17 protein-coding genes are annotated in these 19,862 nt (G+C 69.7%); 10 read left to right on the top strand and 7 right to left on the bottom strand.

The window, feature by feature from the left end; all coding sequences use genetic code 11:
• Nucleotides 1-3 precede the first annotated feature (3 nt).
• Nucleotides 4-1,494, top strand: coding sequence for an efflux transporter outer membrane subunit (locus ACV229_RS02225; RefSeq protein WP_448081477.1), 1,491 nt, complete (start codon nucleotides 4-6; stop codon nucleotides 1,492-1,494).
• A gap of 66 nt (nucleotides 1,495-1,560) precedes the next feature.
• Here the strand turns inward: ACV229_RS02225 and ACV229_RS02230 are convergent, their stop codons facing one another.
• From ACV229_RS02230 to ACV229_RS02250, 5 genes are all read right to left on the bottom strand, one after another.
• A complete protein-coding gene (locus ACV229_RS02230; RefSeq protein ID WP_448081478.1) occupies nucleotides 1,561-2,781 on the bottom strand; it encodes a porin in 1,221 nt (406 codons plus the stop codon).
• Between the two features lie 525 nt (nucleotides 2,782-3,306).
• A complete protein-coding gene (locus tag ACV229_RS02235; protein WP_448081479.1) occupies nucleotides 3,307-4,371 on the bottom strand; it encodes a phytoene/squalene synthase family protein in 1,065 nt (354 codons plus the stop codon).
• 112 nt (nucleotides 4,372-4,483) lie between these two features.
• Nucleotides 4,484-4,681 carry a hypothetical protein gene (locus tag ACV229_RS02240; RefSeq protein WP_448081480.1) on the bottom strand — a complete coding sequence of 66 codons (198 nt, stop codon included), beginning with the start codon at nucleotides 4,679-4,681 and terminating at the stop codon, nucleotides 4,484-4,486.
• A gap of 166 nt (nucleotides 4,682-4,847) precedes the next feature.
• Nucleotides 4,848-6,491 carry a rhodanese-related sulfurtransferase gene (locus ACV229_RS02245; protein ID WP_448081481.1) on the bottom strand — a complete coding sequence of 548 codons (1,644 nt, stop codon included), beginning with the start codon at nucleotides 6,489-6,491 and terminating at the stop codon, nucleotides 4,848-4,850.
• Between the two features lie 75 nt (nucleotides 6,492-6,566).
• Nucleotides 6,567-7,133 carry a cysteine dioxygenase gene (locus ACV229_RS02250; RefSeq protein ID WP_448081482.1) on the bottom strand — a complete coding sequence of 189 codons (567 nt, stop codon included), beginning with the start codon at nucleotides 7,131-7,133 and terminating at the stop codon, nucleotides 6,567-6,569.
• Nucleotides 7,134-7,150: 17 nt separating this feature from the next.
• On the opposite strand from ACV229_RS02250, the gene ACV229_RS02255 reads away from it, so the two are divergent.
• Nucleotides 7,151-8,125, top strand: coding sequence for a LysR family transcriptional regulator (locus ACV229_RS02255; protein WP_448081483.1), 975 nt, complete (start codon nucleotides 7,151-7,153; stop codon nucleotides 8,123-8,125).
• A gap of 121 nt (nucleotides 8,126-8,246) precedes the next feature.
• Here ACV229_RS02255 and ACV229_RS02260 read toward each other — a convergent pair whose 3' ends face one another.
• Nucleotides 8,247-9,593: an acyl-CoA dehydrogenase family protein gene (locus ACV229_RS02260; RefSeq protein WP_448081484.1), complete on the bottom strand. Its 1,347-nt coding sequence runs from the start codon at nucleotides 9,591-9,593 to the stop codon at nucleotides 8,247-8,249.
• A gap of 327 nt (nucleotides 9,594-9,920) precedes the next feature.
• On the opposite strand from ACV229_RS02260, the gene ACV229_RS02265 reads away from it, so the two are divergent.
• The 8 genes from ACV229_RS02265 (at nucleotide 9,921) to ACV229_RS02300 (ending at nucleotide 18,323) form a co-directional block, all read left to right on the top strand.
• Nucleotides 9,921-11,006 carry an LLM class flavin-dependent oxidoreductase gene (locus ACV229_RS02265; RefSeq protein WP_448081485.1) on the top strand — a complete coding sequence of 362 codons (1,086 nt, stop codon included), beginning with the start codon at nucleotides 9,921-9,923 and terminating at the stop codon, nucleotides 11,004-11,006.
• Nucleotides 11,007-11,028: 22 nt separating this feature from the next.
• On the top strand, nucleotides 11,029-11,868 hold the full coding sequence (locus tag ACV229_RS02270) for a class II aldolase/adducin family protein (RefSeq protein WP_448081486.1): 840 nt from the start codon (nucleotides 11,029-11,031) through the stop codon (nucleotides 11,866-11,868).
• 55 nt (nucleotides 11,869-11,923) lie between these two features.
• On the top strand, nucleotides 11,924-12,967 hold the full coding sequence (locus ACV229_RS02275) for an ABC transporter substrate-binding protein (RefSeq protein WP_448081487.1): 1,044 nt from the start codon (nucleotides 11,924-11,926) through the stop codon (nucleotides 12,965-12,967).
• Nucleotides 12,968-13,097: 130 nt separating this feature from the next.
• The gene (locus ACV229_RS02280) at nucleotides 13,098-14,126 is read left to right on the top strand and encodes an ABC transporter permease (RefSeq protein ID WP_448081488.1); all 1,029 of its coding nucleotides are present in this window, start codon (nucleotides 13,098-13,100) and stop codon (nucleotides 14,124-14,126) included.
• Nucleotides 14,120-14,947 carry an ABC transporter ATP-binding protein gene (locus ACV229_RS02285; RefSeq protein WP_448081489.1) on the top strand — a complete coding sequence of 276 codons (828 nt, stop codon included), beginning with the start codon at nucleotides 14,120-14,122 and terminating at the stop codon, nucleotides 14,945-14,947. The genes ACV229_RS02280 and ACV229_RS02285 overlap by 7 nt, the downstream gene beginning before the upstream one ends.
• A 116-nt stretch (nucleotides 14,948-15,063) precedes the next feature.
• Nucleotides 15,064-16,362 carry a c-type cytochrome gene (locus tag ACV229_RS02290; RefSeq protein WP_448081490.1) on the top strand — a complete coding sequence of 433 codons (1,299 nt, stop codon included), beginning with the start codon at nucleotides 15,064-15,066 and terminating at the stop codon, nucleotides 16,360-16,362.
• A gap of 58 nt (nucleotides 16,363-16,420) precedes the next feature.
• On the top strand, nucleotides 16,421-17,377 hold the full coding sequence (locus ACV229_RS02295; RefSeq protein WP_448081491.1) for an ABC transporter substrate-binding protein: 957 nt from the start codon (nucleotides 16,421-16,423) through the stop codon (nucleotides 17,375-17,377).
• Between the two features lie 79 nt (nucleotides 17,378-17,456).
• Nucleotides 17,457-18,323: an MOSC domain-containing protein gene (locus tag ACV229_RS02300; protein ID WP_448081492.1), complete on the top strand. Its 867-nt coding sequence runs from the start codon at nucleotides 17,457-17,459 to the stop codon at nucleotides 18,321-18,323.
• Nucleotides 18,324-18,329: 6 nt separating this feature from the next.
• Here the strand turns inward: ACV229_RS02300 and ACV229_RS02305 are convergent, their stop codons facing one another.
• A complete protein-coding gene (locus ACV229_RS02305; protein WP_448081566.1) occupies nucleotides 18,330-19,760 on the bottom strand; it encodes a sensor histidine kinase N-terminal domain-containing protein in 1,431 nt (476 codons plus the stop codon).
• Nucleotides 19,761-19,862: the final 102 nt, after the last annotated feature.

The following is a 19,862-nucleotide window of genomic DNA, read 5'->3' on the forward strand; positions in this document are numbered from 1 at the left end:
GCGATGCCAGCCGCTCCATCGTGCCGTGTTCGCCCCGCCGCCTGCGCCGTCGCGCGCGTCGCTGCATGCGCCATCGCCGCATCACTCGCCGCCGGGTGTGCGGTCGGCCCGGATTTCCGCGCGCCGGCCGCGCCCGCGACGCAGCGCTACACGCGCGGCGAGCCGCCCGCGACAACGGCATCCGCGAACGGTGCGGCCGGCAACGCGCAGACGTTCACGACCGACGCGCACGCACCGCAGCGCTGGTGGACGCAGTTCGGCTCCGCCCCGCTGAACCGGCTCGTCGACACCGCATGGCAGCGCAGCCCGACGCTCGACGAAGCGCGCGCGCGGCTCGACGAGGCACGGCAGAACTATGTCGCGCAAGCCGGCGCGACGATGCTGCCGAGCGTCGATGCGAACCTGTCCGCCACGCGAGAAAAGGTCGACATCGCCGCGTTCGGCCTGCCGTCCAGCGTGCCGGCCCCCGGGCCGTTCACGCTGTACGACGCGTCGGTCAGCGTGTCGTACGTGCTCGACGTGTTCGGCGGCAACCGGCGCGCGCTGGAGGCGCTGCGCGCGCAGGTCGACTATCAGTCGTACGAACTCGACGCGGCACGCCTGACGCTCGCCGGCAACGTCGTGTCGACGACGATCCGGCGCGCGTCGCTCGCGCAGCAGATCGCATTGACGCAGCGCCTCGTCGACGCGCAGACGCGCCAGCTGCGCATCGTCGAAGCGCGTCACGCGGCGGGCGGCGTATCGCTCGCGGACGTGCATGCGCAGCGCACGCTGCTCGCGCAGACGCAGGCGTCGCTGCCGCCGCTCGCGGCCCAGCTCGCGCAGGCGGAGCACCGGCTCGCGATCCTGCTCGGCGTGCCGCCGTCGGACGCGGACCTGCCCGACGTGCCGCTCGACACGCTGAACCTGCCCGGCACGCTGCCGGTCACGCTGCCGTCGACGCTCGCGCGCGAACGGCCCGACATCCGTGCGGCCGAAGCGATGCTGCATCAGGCGAGCGCGAATGTCGGCGTCGCGACGGCGAACCTGTATCCGCGCTTCGCGTTGTCGGCGGGCATCGGCTCCGAACGCACGCGCGTCGCCGACGTCGTCAACGGCCTGAACATCTGGAACCTCGGACTGAACCTGACGCAGCCGCTCTTTCACGGCGGCGAACTGCACGCGAAGAAGCGCGCGGCCGAAGCTGCATACGACGCCGCATTTGCGAGCTACCGGCAGACCGTGCTGGACGCGCTGCAGCAGGTCGCCGACACGATGCGCGCGGTCGAGCAGGATGCGGCCGCGCTCCAGTCACGCGACGAAGCGGCACGCGAGGCCGACGCGAGCAACGCGATTTCCGCCGCGCGCTATGCGGCAGGCGGGCTCAGCGAATCCGGGCTGCTCGACGCGCAGCGGCAGGCGCTGCAGACCGCGCTCGACCGGACGCGCGCGCAGGCGGACCGGCTCGCCGACACGGCGGCGCTGTTTCAGGCGTTGGGGGGAAGCTGGAAATAGAAAAACCGGCCCGAAGGCCGGTTTCGCGTGCTGCATTCCGATGCGGCACTCGCGCGCCGCGCGGAATCAGAAGCGGTGGATCAGGCCGACGCCGACGGCGATCTGGTTCTGGTTCGAACCTGCGCCCACGCCGTCACCGGTCGAGGTCGTTGCCTTGACGATGCCGCCCGTGAGGCCGCTGATCGTGTTGCCGCTGGCGTGCTGGTACGCTTCAACCGCGTACAGGCCCGTGCGCTTCGACAGGCTGTAGTACTGCGACAGCGTGACCTGGTGGTACTTCGCCGAGCTCGTGACGCCGTTCGATTCGGTCGCCGCCGTGTACGAGTAGCCTGCCGCGAAGTCCCACTGTGCCGATGCCTTCCAGTGCAGCACGGCGCCAGCCGTGTTGAAGATCGCCGTGTTGCGGAACGCCGACAGCGTGCCCGGGATGTACTGGACGTTCGAGTACGACACCGAAATGTCCCACGCCGGCGTGAACTGGTAACCGGCCGTCACGGCGACACGTTGCTGCGACTGTGCGGTCTTGTAGCCGCCGTTGATCGACGACACGGCCTGCTCCGCGCCGTTGCCGTTTGCGTCCAGACCGTTTTGCGCGGTCGAGTTCGCGCCCCACACGCCGCCGCCGAGCGTCGCGTTGTTGATGCGCTGGTAGCCGACTGCGATGCCTGCCGGGCCGTTCAGGTACTGGACCGCCGCGCTCCAGGTCGAGCCGCGGTTGAAGCTGCCTGCCACGCCGCCGAGCGAGTACGAGCCACCGACCGTGAAGCCGTAGAACTTCGGCGACATGTAGACGACCGAGTTGTTCGCGCGGTAGCTGGTATCCAGCGAGTCGATATCACCCGGGTGCGCGCCGTAGTAGCCGGTCAGCCAGGTCGTCGGGCTGTACGGCGACAGCAGCGTGTAGTACGCGGTGTACTGGCGGCCGGCCGTCAGCGTACCGTACGTGTTGTTGGTCATACCGACCCACGCCTGGCGCGTGAAGATGCCGTTGGTCCACTGCGACGTGCCGTTGTTCGCGTTGAAGCCGGCTTCCAACTGGAAAATCGCCTTCGTGCCGCCGCCGAGATCTTCGCTGCCCTTCAGGCCGAAGCGGCTGCCTGCCCAAATGCCGGTGGCCATCTGCACCTTCGAGTGACCACCCGAGGTCGCGCTGGTCGCCGACGAGTTGTTCTGGTAAGCGATAGCGTTATCGACGATACCGTACAGGGTCACGCTGCTCTGGGCGTGGGCGGCGGTAGCGGCTGCAAGGCCCACTGCCGTCATGGCGAAAGCGACGCGCTTTTTCATTGATTCTCCGTCCTCAAAGAATGACTTCTTTTCTGGTGTGGTTTTTTATGACACATGTGCGAGTACATGCGGGGGCCATTCTGACGGATTACCGATCATTTCCCAAGTTACACATTCGGTCATCGTATGATCGACGCAACGCGCAGGTTCACTAAACAGTTACGAAGCACCCTCGCCGCCATATCCGGCGCGGCTTTCCGGTATTTCCCAGTGAAAACCCTAGCTTTACATTTTTACTCGCGCCGCGCGCCTGTCCAATGTCGTCAGACACCTGTGGGCCTGTTTGTGTTACGACCCGTTCGGCGCACGCCGTCGCGCTGCTCCACGCATGACCGCGCAGCTTGGTCGACGATTGTGGCGTGCGTATTTCGGCAACCGAATCGTCGTGCGGCGACGGGCAGCGCAACGAATGCTTGGGATATCGAAGAGGCTGCACCCGGCAGGACGCCGGGTGAAAGAACGACGGCCTGTCATTAGCGAGGACAGGCCCTGGGCCGGCGTGCGACGACGCGCACGCCGCCGGGATCAGCGCGCGGTCGGCGCCCCGATCAGCGCGTCGACCGCGTCGGCGAGACGCGACACGCGGGCGCGGATCGCGGCATTCGAGCCGACGATCGCGAGCGACGACGCCATGATCCGGTAGATGCGCTTCCTCGGCACCTTGGCCGGGCGCGCCGGATCGAGCCACGCGTCGTGGCCGGCAAGCAGCTCGAGCGTCTCGAGGCCGATCAGGATCGGCCACAGGCACGCGAGCCGCAGGCGCACGAAGCGCCGCGGGATCGCGAGCGTATACAGGCACGCGTCGCGGTATTGCGCGAGCGCAACGCGCAGCAGGTCGAACAGCAACGGGCGCGCGCGCGACGACACGGCCGGCGCGAGCAGGTCGGCAACCTCGAGCCCGTGGCCTGCAAGCACGTCCAACGGCAGGTAGCAGCGGCCGATCCGCAAGTCCTTCGCGCAGTCGCGCAGGATGTTGGTCATCTGCAGCGCCTTGCCGAAGCGGATCCCCTTCTCCCGCATGTCCGGCAGGTTCCAGCGCCGCGCGGCCCGCGTGTGCATGCCGGTCATGTCGGTCCAGAACTCCCCGACGCAGCCGGCAACCAGATACGTATAGCGGTCGAGCGCGTCGCGCGACGGCAGCGCCGCCACCTGCCCCGACTGCTCGTCGGGGAACGTGCGCAGGTCGAATTCCATCCCCGACGTCAGCGTCGCGACGACCTTGCGGATCGCGGCACTGTCGGCGTCGCGCTGCGCGCGCAGCAGCGCGAGCATCGGCTGCATCGAGCCGAGCAGCACGTGCTCGTGGGAATCCGTCTGCATCCGCGTGACGTCCTCGAGCGCACGGGACAGCGCGGCACCGTCGCCGAGCCGTTCGATGTCCTCGCGCAGATCGGTCAGCAGCGCCGCGCGGCGCTCGGGCGCGACGAGCGCGGTGTCCGCGATCGTGTCGGCCGCGCGGGCGAGCAGGTACGCAAGGCCGACCGGGTCGCGCATGCCGTCGGGCAGCACGCGCAGCGTCAGGTAGAAAGACCGGGATACGTTCTTCAGCAGTTCGCCGAGCAGATAGGCGGGATCGGTGTGGTTCGTCATGTGTCCGGGAAAATCGGCGGGTTCGCGCACCGGGCGCGCGCGGCGTCCGGCGCTCGCCCCCGCCCGCGAGTCGCCGCGTTGCCGGGTCCGGCAACGCAAAATTCCCGCAAGTTTAGTGCATCCGGCGCACGGCCCGCCTGCGGACCGCGTCACGCACCCGGCCGGCGGCGGCGACAGCGCGCGCCGACGCGGCAATGTCCACCGCAATGCCCCCGTCTCGCGCGACGCGCGTGCTCTCGTGCGCCGGCGCCTGCGTCCCGTTACGCGGATCGGTTCGATAGAACGAATCAGAAAGCGCAATGTAATACATAGGTAATTATTCGGTGCGACGATCCCGTCCCGTTCGGCGTCGTGTGCATACCGGCGCCGCCCGTGCAGCCGGCCCGCGCCGTTCGCCGCCCCCAATTCCCGTCTACCGATGCGCGCCCAGTCTGGGCGCGCGCCGCGCTTTGGGCGACGTACCTTTCCGCCGCACGTCAGATCACGCGGAAGTGATGCGTGCCGTCGTGCTTCAGTTGATCGACGAGTCCGAACTCCCAGTCGAGATAGGCCTGCATCGCCGCGGCAGCGTTGTCCGTGCCTTCGTACGGCCGCCGGTAGCGGTCGACGCGCGGCGACGCGAGCCGCGTCTCGCCCGCTTCGAGCGGCAGGCCCGCGTCGATCCACGCGGCGGTGCCACCCGTCAGCACGACGATCTCCGCCGAATCCGGCAGCCACGCACGCGCGTCGTCCGCCGCAAACCGCGCAAGCAGGCTCGACCCGCAGGTGAACACGTAGCGCTTCGCGAGCGGGATCGTCGCAAGCGCGTCGCGCAGCTGCGCACGCACGACGAACCATGCGCCGGGGATGTGGCGCTTCACGTAGTTCGCGCTGAGCGTCACGTCGATCACGGCGATCTCGTCGGGCGCCGATTCGTGCGATTCGTGCGAATCGCTCAGCCAGCCCGCGAGCGTCGCGGGCGACACTTCATTGACGTCGGGCGTCGCGGGCACGTCGCGCGGCGGCTGTCCCGTCTCGGAGAACGCCGGCGCGCCGGCCGGCTCGACGACCCGCACGTCCCAGCCCATCTGCGCGAGCCATGACGCGGTCATGTCCGCGCGCACGCCGTCGTCGTCCGCGAGCACGATCCGCGCGCCGCGCACTGCCGCATGATGGTCGGTCTCCTGCACGAGCTGGCCACCCGGCGTGCTCAGGAAGCCCGGCAGATGCCCGGCCGCATATTCTTCCGGCGTGCGCACGTCGAAGCGGTACAGCGTGCGGCCCGGTTCCGCGAGCGCGTCGACGTCGGCAAGCGCGATGCGCTTCACCGCCGCCCGTTCGGCGACCGCCCGCGCGGCGCGGCGCGCGTCGGCACGTAGCGTCGCGTCGATGTCGTCCGGAAAGCGGCGCGCGGCGCCGTGCTCGAGCGCCTGCCCCGCGAGCGTCCAGCCGATCGTGCCGTTGCGCAGCGCGGCCACCGGGTTCGGCAGCCCCGCATTGATCAGCGACTGCGTGCCGATGATGCTACGCGTGCGGCCCGCGCAATTGACGATCACCTGCGTCGCCGGGTCCGGCGCGAGCGCGCGCACGCGCAGCACGAGTTCCGCGCCCGGCACGCTCGTCGACGTCGGGATGTTCATCGTCTGGTATTCGTCGAACCGGCGCGCATCGACGATCACGACGTCCGCACGCGTGTCGATCAGCGCCTGCACCTGCTGCGCGGACATCGACGGCGTATGGCGTTCGGCCTCGACCCATTCGCCGAACGACTTGCTCGGCACATTGACGTCGATGAACAGCTCGCCGCCCGCGTCGCGCCAGCCCGCGAGGCCGCCCTCGAGCAGCCGCACGTCCGTATAGCCGAGTTGCGCGAGCTTCGCGGCCGCGCGCGGCGCGAGATCCTCGCCGCCGGCCTCGCCATAGACGACGATCGGCGTGTCGCGGCGCGGAATCCGCGTCCACGCGTCGAGTTCGAGCTTCGACAGCGGAAAGTTCGCGGCCCACAACGGATGGCCTTGCGCGTACGGATCTTCCTCGCGCACGTCGATCAGCGCGATCTCGTCGCCGGCGAGCAGGCGGGCGCGCACGTCGTGGTACGACGCGGCGGCGAAACGTGGAGTGGAATCAGTGGATTGCGTCACGATGTCTGATGAAGTCGGTGAAAGAAGTGGATGGAATCCTGAACCGCGCCGCGCGCGCCGGCAAGGCGTCGCGCGTCACGCATTCGAATAGCCGGAGATGAACGGCTTCACGGTGCCGTCCTCGAGATAGACCGCGCGTTCGACCGTGCCGATGTTCGCGCCGTACACGTGGATGCTGATCGACACCTGGTCGGCGAACGCATTGCTCACGCGATGAATGTCGCCGATGCGCGGCGACACGGCCTCGACCTGCCCCGGCCGCAGCCGCACCGCGTCGCCCGCGGGCTCGGGCCGTCCGGCCGCGCCGATCCGGTACGGCTGCGAGAACTCGCCGCCGCGCAGCATGCCGATCAGCCCCCACACCGTATGGTCGTGGATCGGCGTTGCCTGTCCGGGCCCCCACACGAAGCTGACGACGGAGAACCGTTCTTCCGGGTCGAGATGGAGCAGGTACTGCCGGTAGCGCTCGGGGTCCGGCTGCGCGAACGCGTCGGGCAGCCAGTCGTCGTGCGCGACGAGCGCGGCGAGCAGCGCGCCGCCTTCGTCGAGGATGCGCGCCTCGTCCGCACCGGACGCGAGCAGCGCGCCCAGGCTGTCGACGAACGGGCGAAACGGCGACTGCTGCAACGAATGCGTGCTCATCGGCTGTCTCCTCGAATATGATGCCGAATATGATGGATTGTCATGATGCACCTGAAAGACCATGCAGAACAAACATGAAAATTAGCGATATCGACGCTTTTGCAGCGGTCGTCCGCTGCCAGACCCTGAGCCACGCGGCCGGCGAACTCGGCATGACGCAGCCGGCGATCACGCGGCGCGTGCAGAACCTCGAGGAAGCGCTCGGCGTGACGCTGCTCGACCGCAACACGAAGCCGCCGCGCCCGACCGACATCGGCCGGCGGGTGTACGAGCAATGTCGCGCGATCCTGCGCGAGGTCGACGCGCTGCGCGAGCTGACCGCCGCGCAACTGCCGCCCGCCGGCGAATTCCGGCTCGGCCTCACGCAAGGCCTCGGCGAACTGCTGGTACTCGACCTCGTCGGGATGCTCGGCGCGCAGTGGCCCGCGCTCACGCCGCAGGTGTCGACCGCATGGGGCGGCACGCTCGTCGAACGCGTCGAGCGCCGCGAGCTCGACGCGGCGCTCGTGTTCCTCGCGCGCGAGCTGGTACTGCCGGCGCAGGTCGACGGCGAACGGCTGCTGACCGCGCGGCTCGTTGCGGTCGGCCGCAAGGGCGACTGGCCGCGCCGCAGCTACCGGCTTGCCGACTGTCACGCGCGCGGCTGGGTGTTGAACCCGGACGGCTGCGGCTTTCGCGCGGGCTTGCGGCGTGCGCTCGACGGACAAGGCCTGCCGCTGCGCGTGACGCTCGATACGTTCGGCCGCGACCTGCAGCTGCAAAGTGTCGCGAACGGCGCCGGACTCGGGCTGATGCCACTGCCGCTCGTCGAGCAGAGTCCGTTGCGCGACGCGCTCGACGTGATCCCGCTCGCCGACTTCAAGCCGCAGATCGATCTGTGGCTGCTCCGGCGCCACGACGCGGAACGTCTCGCCGCGCCGCTCGCGGCCGTCGCCGCGCAGGCGCGCGCGGCGTTCGACGTGCCCGCGCACGCGGGCAGCGCCGCGGCATAACGTTCCGCCGGTTCCGGTGACTCCGGTGACTCCGGTGACTCCGGTGACTCCGGTGATTCCGGTGATTCCGGTGGTTCCGGTGATTCCAGCGCGCCCGCCCGGCCGCCCCACCCCATGCCGCTCAAGCTTCATCGCGGTGCGACGTGCGCGCATCCCGTTGCGCTGCCGACTCACGCGCCGCATCGAACGCGGCCCGCCCCGCCGCGACCGCGATCGCGTCGTCCTGCGGTGTATGCACGCGGCTGCACAGCACGTCGCGGTAGTAGCGTTCGAGCGGATTGCTGCGGCTCAGCCCGTGATTGCCTGACAGCTTCAACGCCTGCTCGACCGTGCGGATCGCGTGCTCGGTGACCGTCCGCTTGACGAGGCCGCTCGTCGTGACCGCCGGCGGCGCACCGGCATCCGTGCGCGCGATCGCGTCGTCGAGCAGCACGCGGTTCGCATGCAGCCAGCCCTCGATCTCGCCGACCGCCTCCTGCACGCGCGGCAACGTCGCGAGCGGCGCGCCGAGTCCGCTCGGTACACGCGTCGCGGCAAATTCGACCAGCCAGTCGTGCGCCGCCCGCGCGAGCGCGTCGTACAGACTGCCGAGCAGCGCGACCATCCACGCCTGCTGATCGGCCGGCGCGTCGAGATCCGCGTGGCTCGCGCGCGATATGGCCCATGCGCCGGGCGCGCGCACATCCACCGCGTGATCGGCCGGCAGCCGCACGTCGTCGAACACTGCTTCGTGGCTGCCCGACGCGCGCAGGCCGAGATGATCCCAGCTCTCGATCACGCGGATGCCTGCATCGCTGCCGTGCGGGTCGCGCGGCACGAGAAACACGCCGACGCGCGGCTCGGGCTCGTCGGTGCGCGCCCACACGGCGAGCCAGCGCAATGCGGGGATGCCGGTGCTGTACAGCTTGTGGCCGGTCAGCCGCCAGCCGTCGCCGTCGCGGCGCGCGACCGTGTCGGGCAGGCCGCCGCGCGCGGGCGAGCCGAGCGCCGGCTCGACGCGCAATGCGTTGATCAGCGCGCCGTCCGCCACCGCGCTGTCGAACACCGCGCGCCGCAGCCGCTCGGGCCAACGGTTATCCGCACGGCCGAGCGCGCGATGCTGCAGGTACGTCATCGTCAGCACGAGCGCGGTCGCCGGATCGGCACGCGCGACCGCCGCGACGATCCGGCTCGCCTGCGCAAGCGTCGCGCCCGCGCCGCCGAATTCGCGCGGCACGACCTGCGCGATCAGTCCCGCGCGATGCAGGCGCGCGAAGTTCTCGTGCGGAAAGCGGCCGAGTGCGTCGTTGCGCGCGGCGTCGGCGGCCAGTTCGGGAGCGATGCGATCGAGCAGCGCAGCGACACGCGCGTCGTCGGCGGGCAAGTGCCGCAGCGGGTTCGGCTGCGAAAACGACTGCGAAGGCGGCTGCAACGACGACTGCAATGATGGCTGCAATGGCGGCGAAGAAACGGCAGGACTGGCGGACATCGAATCGGATTCCATTGTGTAATGCAACAGCGGATACCGGTCGGTCTGCCGTTGTTGGCGCGCTCCTCCGCACGGTGGAAATTCACGCGCAGCACGGATCCGGCAACGGCCCCGATCGATCGTGAGCGCACAGCGTATGCGCGATGTCGCCCCGCTCAAACCATGCAAACCTGATATTCAATTCGGTATTGATTATTTCCATTTCGCATGATCCCGACGGTAATCTGCGCTCCATTCCCGCCCGGCGCGGTCGTCGAACCACACGCCGGGCGCACCGCACCCGCCCCCCGGCCCACGCGCCGGACCGTCCCTGCACCGGAGACCCAGATGAGCGTCGAATTCATCGGCATGATCCAGAGCCAGAAGCAATCGGAGATCCACCCGCCGTCCGGCAACGCGGTCGATCCCGACTACGTCCGCGACTTCGCGCGGGCCCATGAAACGGCCGGCTTCGACCGCATCCTCGTGCCGCACCACTCGACCGGCCCGTCGGCGACGCTGACGATCTCCTACGCGGCCGCCGCGACCGAACGCATCCACTTCATGCTCGCGCATCGCCCGGGCTTCACCGCACCGACGCTCGCCGCGCGGCAGATCGCGACGCTCGACCAGTTCAGCCGCGGCCGGCTCGCGGTGCACATCATCTCGGGCGGCTCGGATGCCGAGCAGCAGCGCGACGGCGACTTCCTCGAGCACGACGCCCGCTATGCGCGTACCGACGAATATCTCGGCATCCTGCGCCGGATCTGGACCGAGAGTCAGCCGTTCGATCATGACGGCGAACACTACCGCTTCCGCCAGGGCTATTCCGAAGTGAAGCCGTTCCAGCAGCCGCACGTACCGATCTATTTCGGCGGCGCGTCGGACGCGGCGCTCGCGGTCGCCGGCAAGCACGCGGACGTCTACGCGCTGTGGGGCGAATCGCTCGACCAGGTGCGCGACCTGACGACGCGCGTGCGCGCCGAAGCGGCAAAGCACGGCCGGCAGGTGCGTTTTTCGGTGTCGTTCCGGCCGATCCTCGCGGCAACCGAAGACGAAGCGTGGGCACGCGCGCACCGGATCCTCGACGAAACGCGCCGGCTGCGCGAAGCCGCTGGCCTTGGCGCGGGCGGCCCGCAGCAAAGCGAAGGCGCGCGCCGCCTGCTGGCCGCCGCCGAGCGCGGATCGCGCGTCGACAAGCGGCTATGGACCGAGATCGCGAAGCTGACCGGCGCGCGTTCGAATTCGACCGCGCTCGTCGGCACGCCCGAGCAGGTCGCCGATGCGCTGCTCGACTACTACGACCTCGGCGTGACGACGTTCCTGATCCGCGGCTTCGATCCGCTGGAAGACGCGATCGATTACGGCCGCGAACTGATTCCGCGCGTGCGCGCCGCCGTCGCCGCGCGCGATGCTTCGCGACGCGCAGCCTGACTGCGAACGGAGACGACCCCGCATGTCCACCGTCCTGTCCACGCCGCTGCGCACCGCGTCCGGCCTCGCGCTCGCCGCGTCGCCCCGCCAGCATTTCTGGTTCGACCCGAGCGCGCCGCGCGCGGACGTCGCCGCCGAGCGCCGCCACCGGCAGGTGAAGCTCGCCGCCGCGTTCCGGCTGTTCGCGCGCTTCGGGTTCGCGTCCGGGCTCGCCGGCCACATCACCGCGCGCGATCCGGAATTGCCCGACCACTTCTGGGTGAATCCGCTCGGCGTGCATTTCTCGCAGATCAAGGTGTCCGACCTGCTGCTCGTCAATGCGAATGGCGAGACCGCGATCGGCGACCGGCCGCTGAACAAGGCCGCGTTCGCGATCCACGCGGCGATCCATCACGCGCATCCGGACATCGTCGCCGCCGCGCACACGCATTCGACGTACGGCAAGGCATGGTCGACGCTCGGCCGCCCGCTCGATCCGCTGACGCAGGATGCGTGCGTGTTCTACGAGGACCACGCGCTGTTCGACGATTTCACGGGGATGGTGGTCGACACGAGCGAAGGCGCGCGGATCGCGCAGGCGCTCGCGAAGCCCGGCGGCGGCACGCACAAGGGCGTGATCCTGAAGAACCACGGCATCCTGACGGCGGGACCGACCGTCGAAGCGGCCGCATGGTGGTACATCGCGCTCGACAACGCCGCGCACACGCAACTGCTCGCCGAGGCGGCCGGCACGCCGCAGCCGATCGATCCTGCCACCGCGCGCCACACGCACGGCCAGATCGGCGGGCCCGAAGGCGCACTGCATGCGTTCGACAGCCTGTATGCGCGCGTCGTGGCCGACGAACCCGACCTGCTCGATTGAGCCACGCACGCCCCTGCACCACGCTGCACCACCCCGCACGACCGGAGACCTGACGATGACACGCACGACCGCCACCGTGCCCGCCCAACCTCACGACAAGCACGATGACCAGCGCCGCCGCCTGCTGCGCGCCGCCGGTGCAGCCGCGCTTGCGGCGCCCGCGCTCACGCTCGGCCGCAAGGTCTGGTCCGCGACGCCGCTGAAGAAGCTGACGTTCGCGTGGAACCAGAACGCGTTCTGCCTGACGCCGATCGTCGTCGCGCAGGAGCGCGGCTTCTTCGAGAAGAACGGCCTGAAGGTCGACCTGATCAACTACAGCGGCTCAACCGACCAGTTGCTCGAATCGATCGCGACCGGCAAGGCCGATGCGGCGGTCGGGATGATCCACCGCTGGCTGAAGCCGCTCGAAGCGGGCTTCGACGTGAAGATCATCGGCAGCTCGCACGGCGGCTGCGTGCGGCTGGTCGGCGCGAACGCGGCCGGCGTCACGACGCTGCAGGCGCTGAAGGGCAAGACAGTGGGTGTCAGCGATCTCGCGGCGCCCGGCAAGCATTTCTTCTCGATCCTGCTCGCCAAGAACGGGATCGATCCCGAGCGCGACATCACGTGGCGGCAGTATCCGGCCGACCTGCTCGGCGTCGCGGCCGACAAGGGCGAGATCCACGCGATCGCCGACGGCGACCCGAACCTGTATCTGCTCGAGAAGCGCAATGCCGGCAAGTACACGGAGCTCGCGACGAACCTGTCCGGTGAATACGCGCGCAAGGTGTGCTGCGTGATCGGCGCGCGCGGCGAACTCGTGCGCAACGACCGGCCGGCGGCCGCCGCGCTCGCGCGGTCGATCGTGCAGGCGACCGAGTTCACGCACGACAACCCGAACGAGGCCGCGAAGCTGTTCGCGAAGTATTCGCCGAAGATCGATCCGGACGACCTGCGCAAGCTCTACGCGACGCTCACGTACACGCATCACCCGACCAACGTCGATCTGCAGCAGGAAATCGCGTTCTACGCGGACGATTTCCGCCGCATCGGCGTGATCAGGAAAAGCACCGACCCGCGGCGCTTCGCGCAGCAGGTCTATGCGAACGTGCTGGGGTGACGCGATGTCGACGATTGAACAGGTTTCCTCGGTGCCCGCCACGTCCGCGCTGTCCGGTGTGTCCGGTGTGTCCGCTGCGCGTGGTGGGTCCGCTGCGCCCGCCGCCGCTTCGGCATTCGCTGCCTCGCCCATGCCGACGTCTCGCGCCGCCTGCACCGCATGCGACGCCACGCAGGCCGCCGCTGCCCGCCGCGCGCAGCGCTGGCCCGCCGGCATCGCCGCGGCGTTCGCCTGGGCCGCGCTCGGCGCGGTGACATGGCTGTGGCCGAATCGCATCGTCGGCTTCAGCGACTGGGCCTATACCGACGCGTTCGGCACCGGTACGCTGGCGATCGCCGCCGCGTTGCTCGCTGCCGCGACGCTCGGCCACGCGATTCGCGCGACGCGCGTCCGGCTTGCGCGCCTGCATCCGGCCGGCCCATGGCTCGTCGCGCTGCCGCTCGTGCTCGCCGGGTGGGAAATCGTCACCGCGAAAACCGGCTGGCTGCCGACGCCGTTCTTCGCGCCGCCGCAGGCGCTGATCGAGGTCTACGTCGACGACTGGCCGCGCCTCGCCGGCAGCGCCGTCAACACGCTGAAGCTGCTCGGCCTCGGCTTCGCCTATGGCGTCGCAGCCGGCTTCGCGACCGGCGTATCGATCGGCTGGTCGCGGCGGATCGGCTACTGGGTGCATCCGCTGCTGCGCGTGCTCGGGCCCGTGCCGGCCACCGCGCTGCTACCGCTCACGTTCTACTTCTTCCCGTCGAGCCAGTCGGCCGCGACGTTCCTGATCGCGCTGTCGACCGGCTTTCCGGTCGCGGTGCTGACGTGGTCGGGCGTCGCGAGCGTCAACAAGCAGTACTACGACGTGGCCCGCACGCTCGGCGCGAACGCGCGCTTCCTCGTGCTGCGCGTCGCGATTCCCGCCGCGCTGCCGCACGTGTTCGTCGGCATCTTCATGGGGCTGAGCGCGTCGTTCACCGTGATCGTCGTCGCGGAGATGATGGGCGTGAAATCCGGGCTCGGCTGGTACCTGAGCTGGGCGCAGGGCTGGGCGTCGTACGTGAACATGTATGCGGCGCTGATCGTGATGGCGCTGCTGTTCTCCGGACTCATCGCGTTGCTGTTCGCGGTGCGCGACCGCACGCTCGCGTGGCAGAAAGGAACCGTCAAATGGTAAGCACCGCCCTCCTCGAACCCGCCGTTTCCGCATCGCCGGCAGCGGCCGCGGCGCCGCGCGGCGCACGCATCGACGTACGCCGCGTAAGCCACGCGTTCGACGGCGCGCACGGTGCGGACCGCCCGCTGCCCGTGCTCGACGACGTCACGCTGTCGGTCGCGGCCGGCGAATTCGTCGCGCTGCTCGGCCCGAGCGGCTGCGGGAAATCGACGCTGCTGCGGCTCGTCGCGGGACTCGACGCCGCGCGGCACGGCACGATCGCGCAGGACGGCGTGCCGATCGAACGTCCCGATCCGTCGCGCATCGTCGTGTTCCAGGACCCGACGCTCTATCCGTGGCGGCGCGTGCGCTCGAACGTCGCGCTCGGACTCGAGGCGCGCGGCGTGGCGCGCACCGCGCAGCATCGCGTCGACGATGCGCTCGCGCGCGTCGGGCTGCAGGAATTCGCGAATGCGTTCCCGCACCAGCTGTCCGGCGGGATGGCGCAGCGTGTCGCGCTCGCCCGCGCGCTCGTCAACGATCCGCGCGTGCTGATCCTCGACGAACCGCTCGGCAAGCTCGATTCACTGACGCGGCTGACGATGCAGACCGAGTTGACCGCGCTGTGGCAACGCGACCGTTTTTCCGCGCTGCTCGTCACGCACGACGTCGAGGAAGCGCTGTTCCTCGCGCAACGCGTGATCGTGTTCGGTCCGCGCCCCGCGCGGATCGTCGCGGAACTGCGCGTCGACCTGCCGTATCCGCGCCATCGCGGCGACCCGCGGCTCGCCGCATTGCGGCACGACGCGCTGCGCCACCTCGGGCTCGATGCGAGCTGGTAGATGCGCGGTGCCGACTTCACGCGGCGGGCGCGCCGATGAACGCGCCGCCGTTTGCCGCGCAGTCTGCCGCATCATTTTCCTTGCCGTTTTCCTTAACGTTATCCTTGCCGTTTTCCGTGCAGTTTTCCGATTGGTCGCTCGCATTCCTGCAAGCGCTTTACGGCACGCAGATCGGGCTGGCCCGCGTGCTGCACGGGCTCGGCCTGACGGGCGCTGCCGACGGTCAGGCCGCGTGGCCGTGGGCCCGCCGCATCGCGCTCGAAACGCTGCGCATCGATGCTGGCCTGACGCGTCAGCTCGCGCTCGCGTTTGCCGTGACGGCGCTTGCCGTCGTGCTTGCGATCTGCGCCATCGTCGCGCACAAGCGGCGCATCGTCTGGGCCGCTTGCGCGTTGCTTGCCGCGTGGTGCGCGCCGTGGCCCTCCGCCGCACTGTGGCTCGCCGCTGCCGTGCCGACCAGTTTCCAGCGCAGCCCGCTGCCGTTTGCCGTTTCCGGCATCGCGCACGGCGCGCGGCTGTACGACCGTCATTGCGCGGCCTGCCACGGCGCGGACGGCCGCGGCGAAGGCCCGCTCGCCGCGTCGCTCGCGCATTGGCCGCCGACGTTCGCGGGCACGCTGCTGGCGCGCCGCCTCGACGGCGAGTTGTATTGGCGCGTGCGGCACGGCATGCGCGATGAACAAGGCCGCACGTCGATGCCTGCCTTCGGTCTCACACTCGACGCGCGCGACACGTGGGCCGTGCTCGATTACCTGAAAGGGCTCGCCGCCGGCAGCGGCGCGCAGGCAGAAGGCGCGTGGCCGGCACCCGTTGCGTTGCCGGCGCTCGACGTGCGTTGCGCAACGGATGCCGCGCCGCAACCGCTCGAACGCTGGCGCGACGGCCAGCGCGTGCGTGTGGTCGCGCTCGCGCCCGGCGCGCAGCCGCCGATCGAGGACGCCCGCTGGCAAACGCTGCTCGTCACGCAGGATGCTGCGGCGCCGCCTGCCGCTGATGGAAACGACGGAAACGGCGGACGCAACGGACGCGCGACCTGTATCGCCGCCACGCCTGACGCATGGCAGGTTTTCGCGACGATCGCTGGTGTTGCACCCGACACATTCGGCGGCACGCAATTCCTCGCCGACCGTCGCGGCTGGCTGCGCGCGCGGGCATTGCCGGGCCGTGCCGGGTGGTCGGACGCCGATCTGCTGTGCCGTGCGGCCGACCCGACGGCTCCGGCGGTTCCGGCGGCTACAGCTGCTACGACCGCTACGACTGCTGCGCCTGCTACGACTGCTACGACCGCTACGGCTGCTACGGCTCCGCCAACTGCCGTGGCTCCGCCCGCCGCCAACCGCGATCCGTTGACCGCACTGCTGCTTCGCTTCGACACCGACCCGGTGCGCGACGTGCAGGCTGGCCTGCCGCATTGACCGATCGTCCCGATCACTTGCCGGGATTCACCCGCTCTTTGACCAACCGAACCTCATGATGAATCCTACCCGACGCCACTTCCTGACCCAGGCCGCCGCCTTCACCACACTCGCCGCCGCCCCGTTCGCGCTGCATGCTCAATCGGGCGGGCGGCCGCTGCTGCGCGCCGGCGACCAGAAAGGCGGGCTGCGCGCGCTGCTCGAAGCGGCCGGCGAACTGGACGGCCTCGCGTACGACATCGGATGGACCGAGTTCCCGGCCGCCGCGCCGCTCGCGGAGGCGCTGAACGCGGGCGCGGTCGATTGCGGGCCGATCGGCGACGCGCCGGTGATCTTCGCGCTCGCATCGGGCGCGCGCATCAAGGTGATCGGCGCGAACCGCTCCGATCCATACGGCACGGCCGTGGTCGTGCGCCCGGACGCGCCGCTGAAGACCGCCGCCGACCTGAAAGGCAAGCGCGTCGGCACGACACGCGGGTCGATCGGCCATTTCGTCACGCTGAAGGCGCTCGACGCGGCCGGCCTCGCGCCGGACGACGTATCGTTCCGCTTCCTGCCGCCCGCCGACACGATGCTGGCGCTCGCGACCGGCTCGATCGATGCATGGGCGACGTGGGAACCGTACACGGCGCTCGCGGAAACGAGTGGCCGCGCACGCGTGCTCGTCAACGGACGCGGCCTGTGGTCGGGGCTCAGCTACGTGGCCGCGACCGACGCGGCGATCGCCGCGAAGCGCGACGTGCTGCGCGATTTCCTGCAGCGCGTCGTGCGCGCGCAGGCATGGTCCTATCAACACGCGGACGCGTACTCGGCGACGCTCGCGCGCATCATCGGCATTCCGCAAGCGGCCGCGAAGCTGCAGTTCGAGCGCCGGCGCACGCGCTGGCAACCGATCGACGCGACGGTCATCGCCGAACAGCAGCGCACGGCCGACTTCTACCTGAAGGCCGGGCTGCTGCGCCAGCCGCTCGACGTGCGCGCGACGTTCGATCGCGGTTTTCCGCTGCCCGCGTGACGACCAGGCGGCACGAACGGCTTCGTCACGATCTGGCACAATCGCGCTTTGACTGTCCACGTCATTCGAAGCCTGCGCCATGCCAGCCATCAGCGAACTTTTCGTCTATCCGATCAAATCCTGCGGCGGCATTGCGCTGCCGCGCGCACAATTGCTCGAAACGGGCCTGGCATACGACCGCCACTGGCTGATCACCGATCCCGACGGGCAGATGATCACGCAGCGCACGCACCCGCGCCTCGCGTTGATTCGCACCGCGCTCGACAGCGAGGCACTCGTGCTGAATGCGCCGGGCATGCGCGAGATCCGCACGCCCCTCGACGGCGACATGTCGCCCGCCACGCCGAAGATGGCCGCGACCGTCTGGCGCGACACGGTCGACGCGGTCGACACGGGCGCCGATACGGCCGCGTGGCTCACCGAATTCCTCGGCATGCCGACGAAGCTCGCGCGTTTCGGACCCGACGCGCGCCGCGGCTGCAACCGCAAATGGACCGGCGACATCGATACGCACACGCAGTTCGCGGACGGCTATCCACTGCTCGTGATCGGCCAGTTGTCGCTCGACGACCTGAACGCGCGACTCGCCGCGAAGGGCGCGCCCGCGATTCCGATGAACCGCTTCCGTCCGAACATCGTCGTGACGGATCTCGATGCGTACGAAGAGGATTTCGTCGAACACCTCGACACCGATGGCGCGACACCCGTGCGACTGCGCCTCGTGAAGCTGTGCACGCGCTGCCCGATGCCGACGATCGACCAGGTCACTGGCGCGCCCGATCCTGCGTGGCCGCACGAACCGACCGACACGATGCAGACCTATCGCGCGAACCCGTCCTTCGACGGCGCGCTGACGTTCGGCAACAACGCAATCATCGTGCACGGCGCAGGCGGCTTCCTGGAAGTCGGGCAGTCGCTCGAAGCGGAGATCGGCTTCGGCGACTGACGTCCGTCATGCGCGTGACGGAGACGTCCCGCTCGACACGCTGCGCACGGCCGGCAACGTCACCGTCACGACCAACCCGCCGCCCGCCGCATCGGCCAGCCCGACCCTGCCCTGATGCACGCGCGCGATCTCGCGCACGATCGACAGCCCGAGCCCCGTGCCTTCGACGGTCTGCGTCTTGCTGCCGCGATGGAAGCGTTCGAACACCGCGTCGCGCTCGCCCGCCGGAATCCCCGGCCCGTTGTCGATCACGTCCAGCCGCGCATGCTCGCCTTCACGCGACACGCGCACCGTAATCACCGCCCGGTCGCCCGCATAGCGGATCGCGTTGTCGATCAGGTTGCCGATCAGCTCGCCGAGCAGATCGGGCTGGCCGAGCACGTCGACGTCCGCGTCGTGCTCGAAGCCGAGATCGATGTCGCGCGAGCGCGCGACCGGCGACCAGTCGAGCGTCACGCTGCGTGCAAGCCGGTGCAGCGCGACCGGCTGGTGCGTGACGGCCTGCCCGCTGTCCGAATCGAGCCGCGACAGCGACAGCAGTTGCTGGACGATCTTCGCCGCCTGCCGCACCGCACCGTTCACGCGCCGCAGATGCACGTTCACGCGTGGCTGCTCGTCGGGCCGCAACGCGAGCTCGACGCCCGCCTGCACGGCCGCGAGGGGTGTCTTCAGCTGGTGCGCGGCATCCGCGAAGAAACGCCGCCGTGCGACCTGCATCCGCTGCGTGCGGCCGATGTACTGGTTGATCGACTCGACGAGCGGCGCGAGCTCGCTCGGCATGCCGCCCGTATCGAGCGGCGTCGGGTCGTCCTCGGTGCGTGCGGCGACCGTCGCCGACAGCCGGTTCAGCGGCCGCAGCCCCCGCCCGACACCGAGCCACACGATGCCGAGCGCGAGCACGACGAGCAGCCCCTCCTGCAACAGCGAACCCATCAGGATCTCGCGCGCGAGCGCCTGGCGCGCCTCGATCGTCTCGCCGACCATCACCCATACGACCCGCGACTGCGCGCTCGGCACGTCGTGGATCGGCACGCGCAGCGCGGCCATCCGCAACTGTTCGCCGCGGTAGACGACGTCGTAGTAGCGCGTGACGAACAGTGCGCGGTCGCCCGCGTCGCGCCCTGCCGGCAGCGGCAGATCAGGGTAGCCCGTCACGGTGCGGCCGTTGTCCTCGCGGATCAGGTAGTAGATCTTGCCGCCGTCGCCCGATTCGAACATCTCGAGCGCGAGATATGGCAGGTCGACCTCGATTTCCCCCTGGTCGAGCCGCACGCCTTCGCGGATCGACTTCAGCGACGACGACAACGTACGGTCGAACGCGACGTGCGCGGCGCTCATCGCGCGCTGGTACGTAAGCCACGAATCGAGCGCGAGCAGGCCGAGCAGCGGCAGCAGCAGCCACAGCGCGACCTGTGCGCGCAGGTTCGGGCGGGTCATCATGTCCCCCGCCGGGCCGCCCCAACGCGGACATGCGCGTGCTCGGGGGACAGCGAACGTGTCGATCCGGCGTCGCGCCTTGGCGCGTACTCGGATCCCATG

Source organism: Burkholderia sp. MR1-5-21 (genome assembly GCF_053427715.1).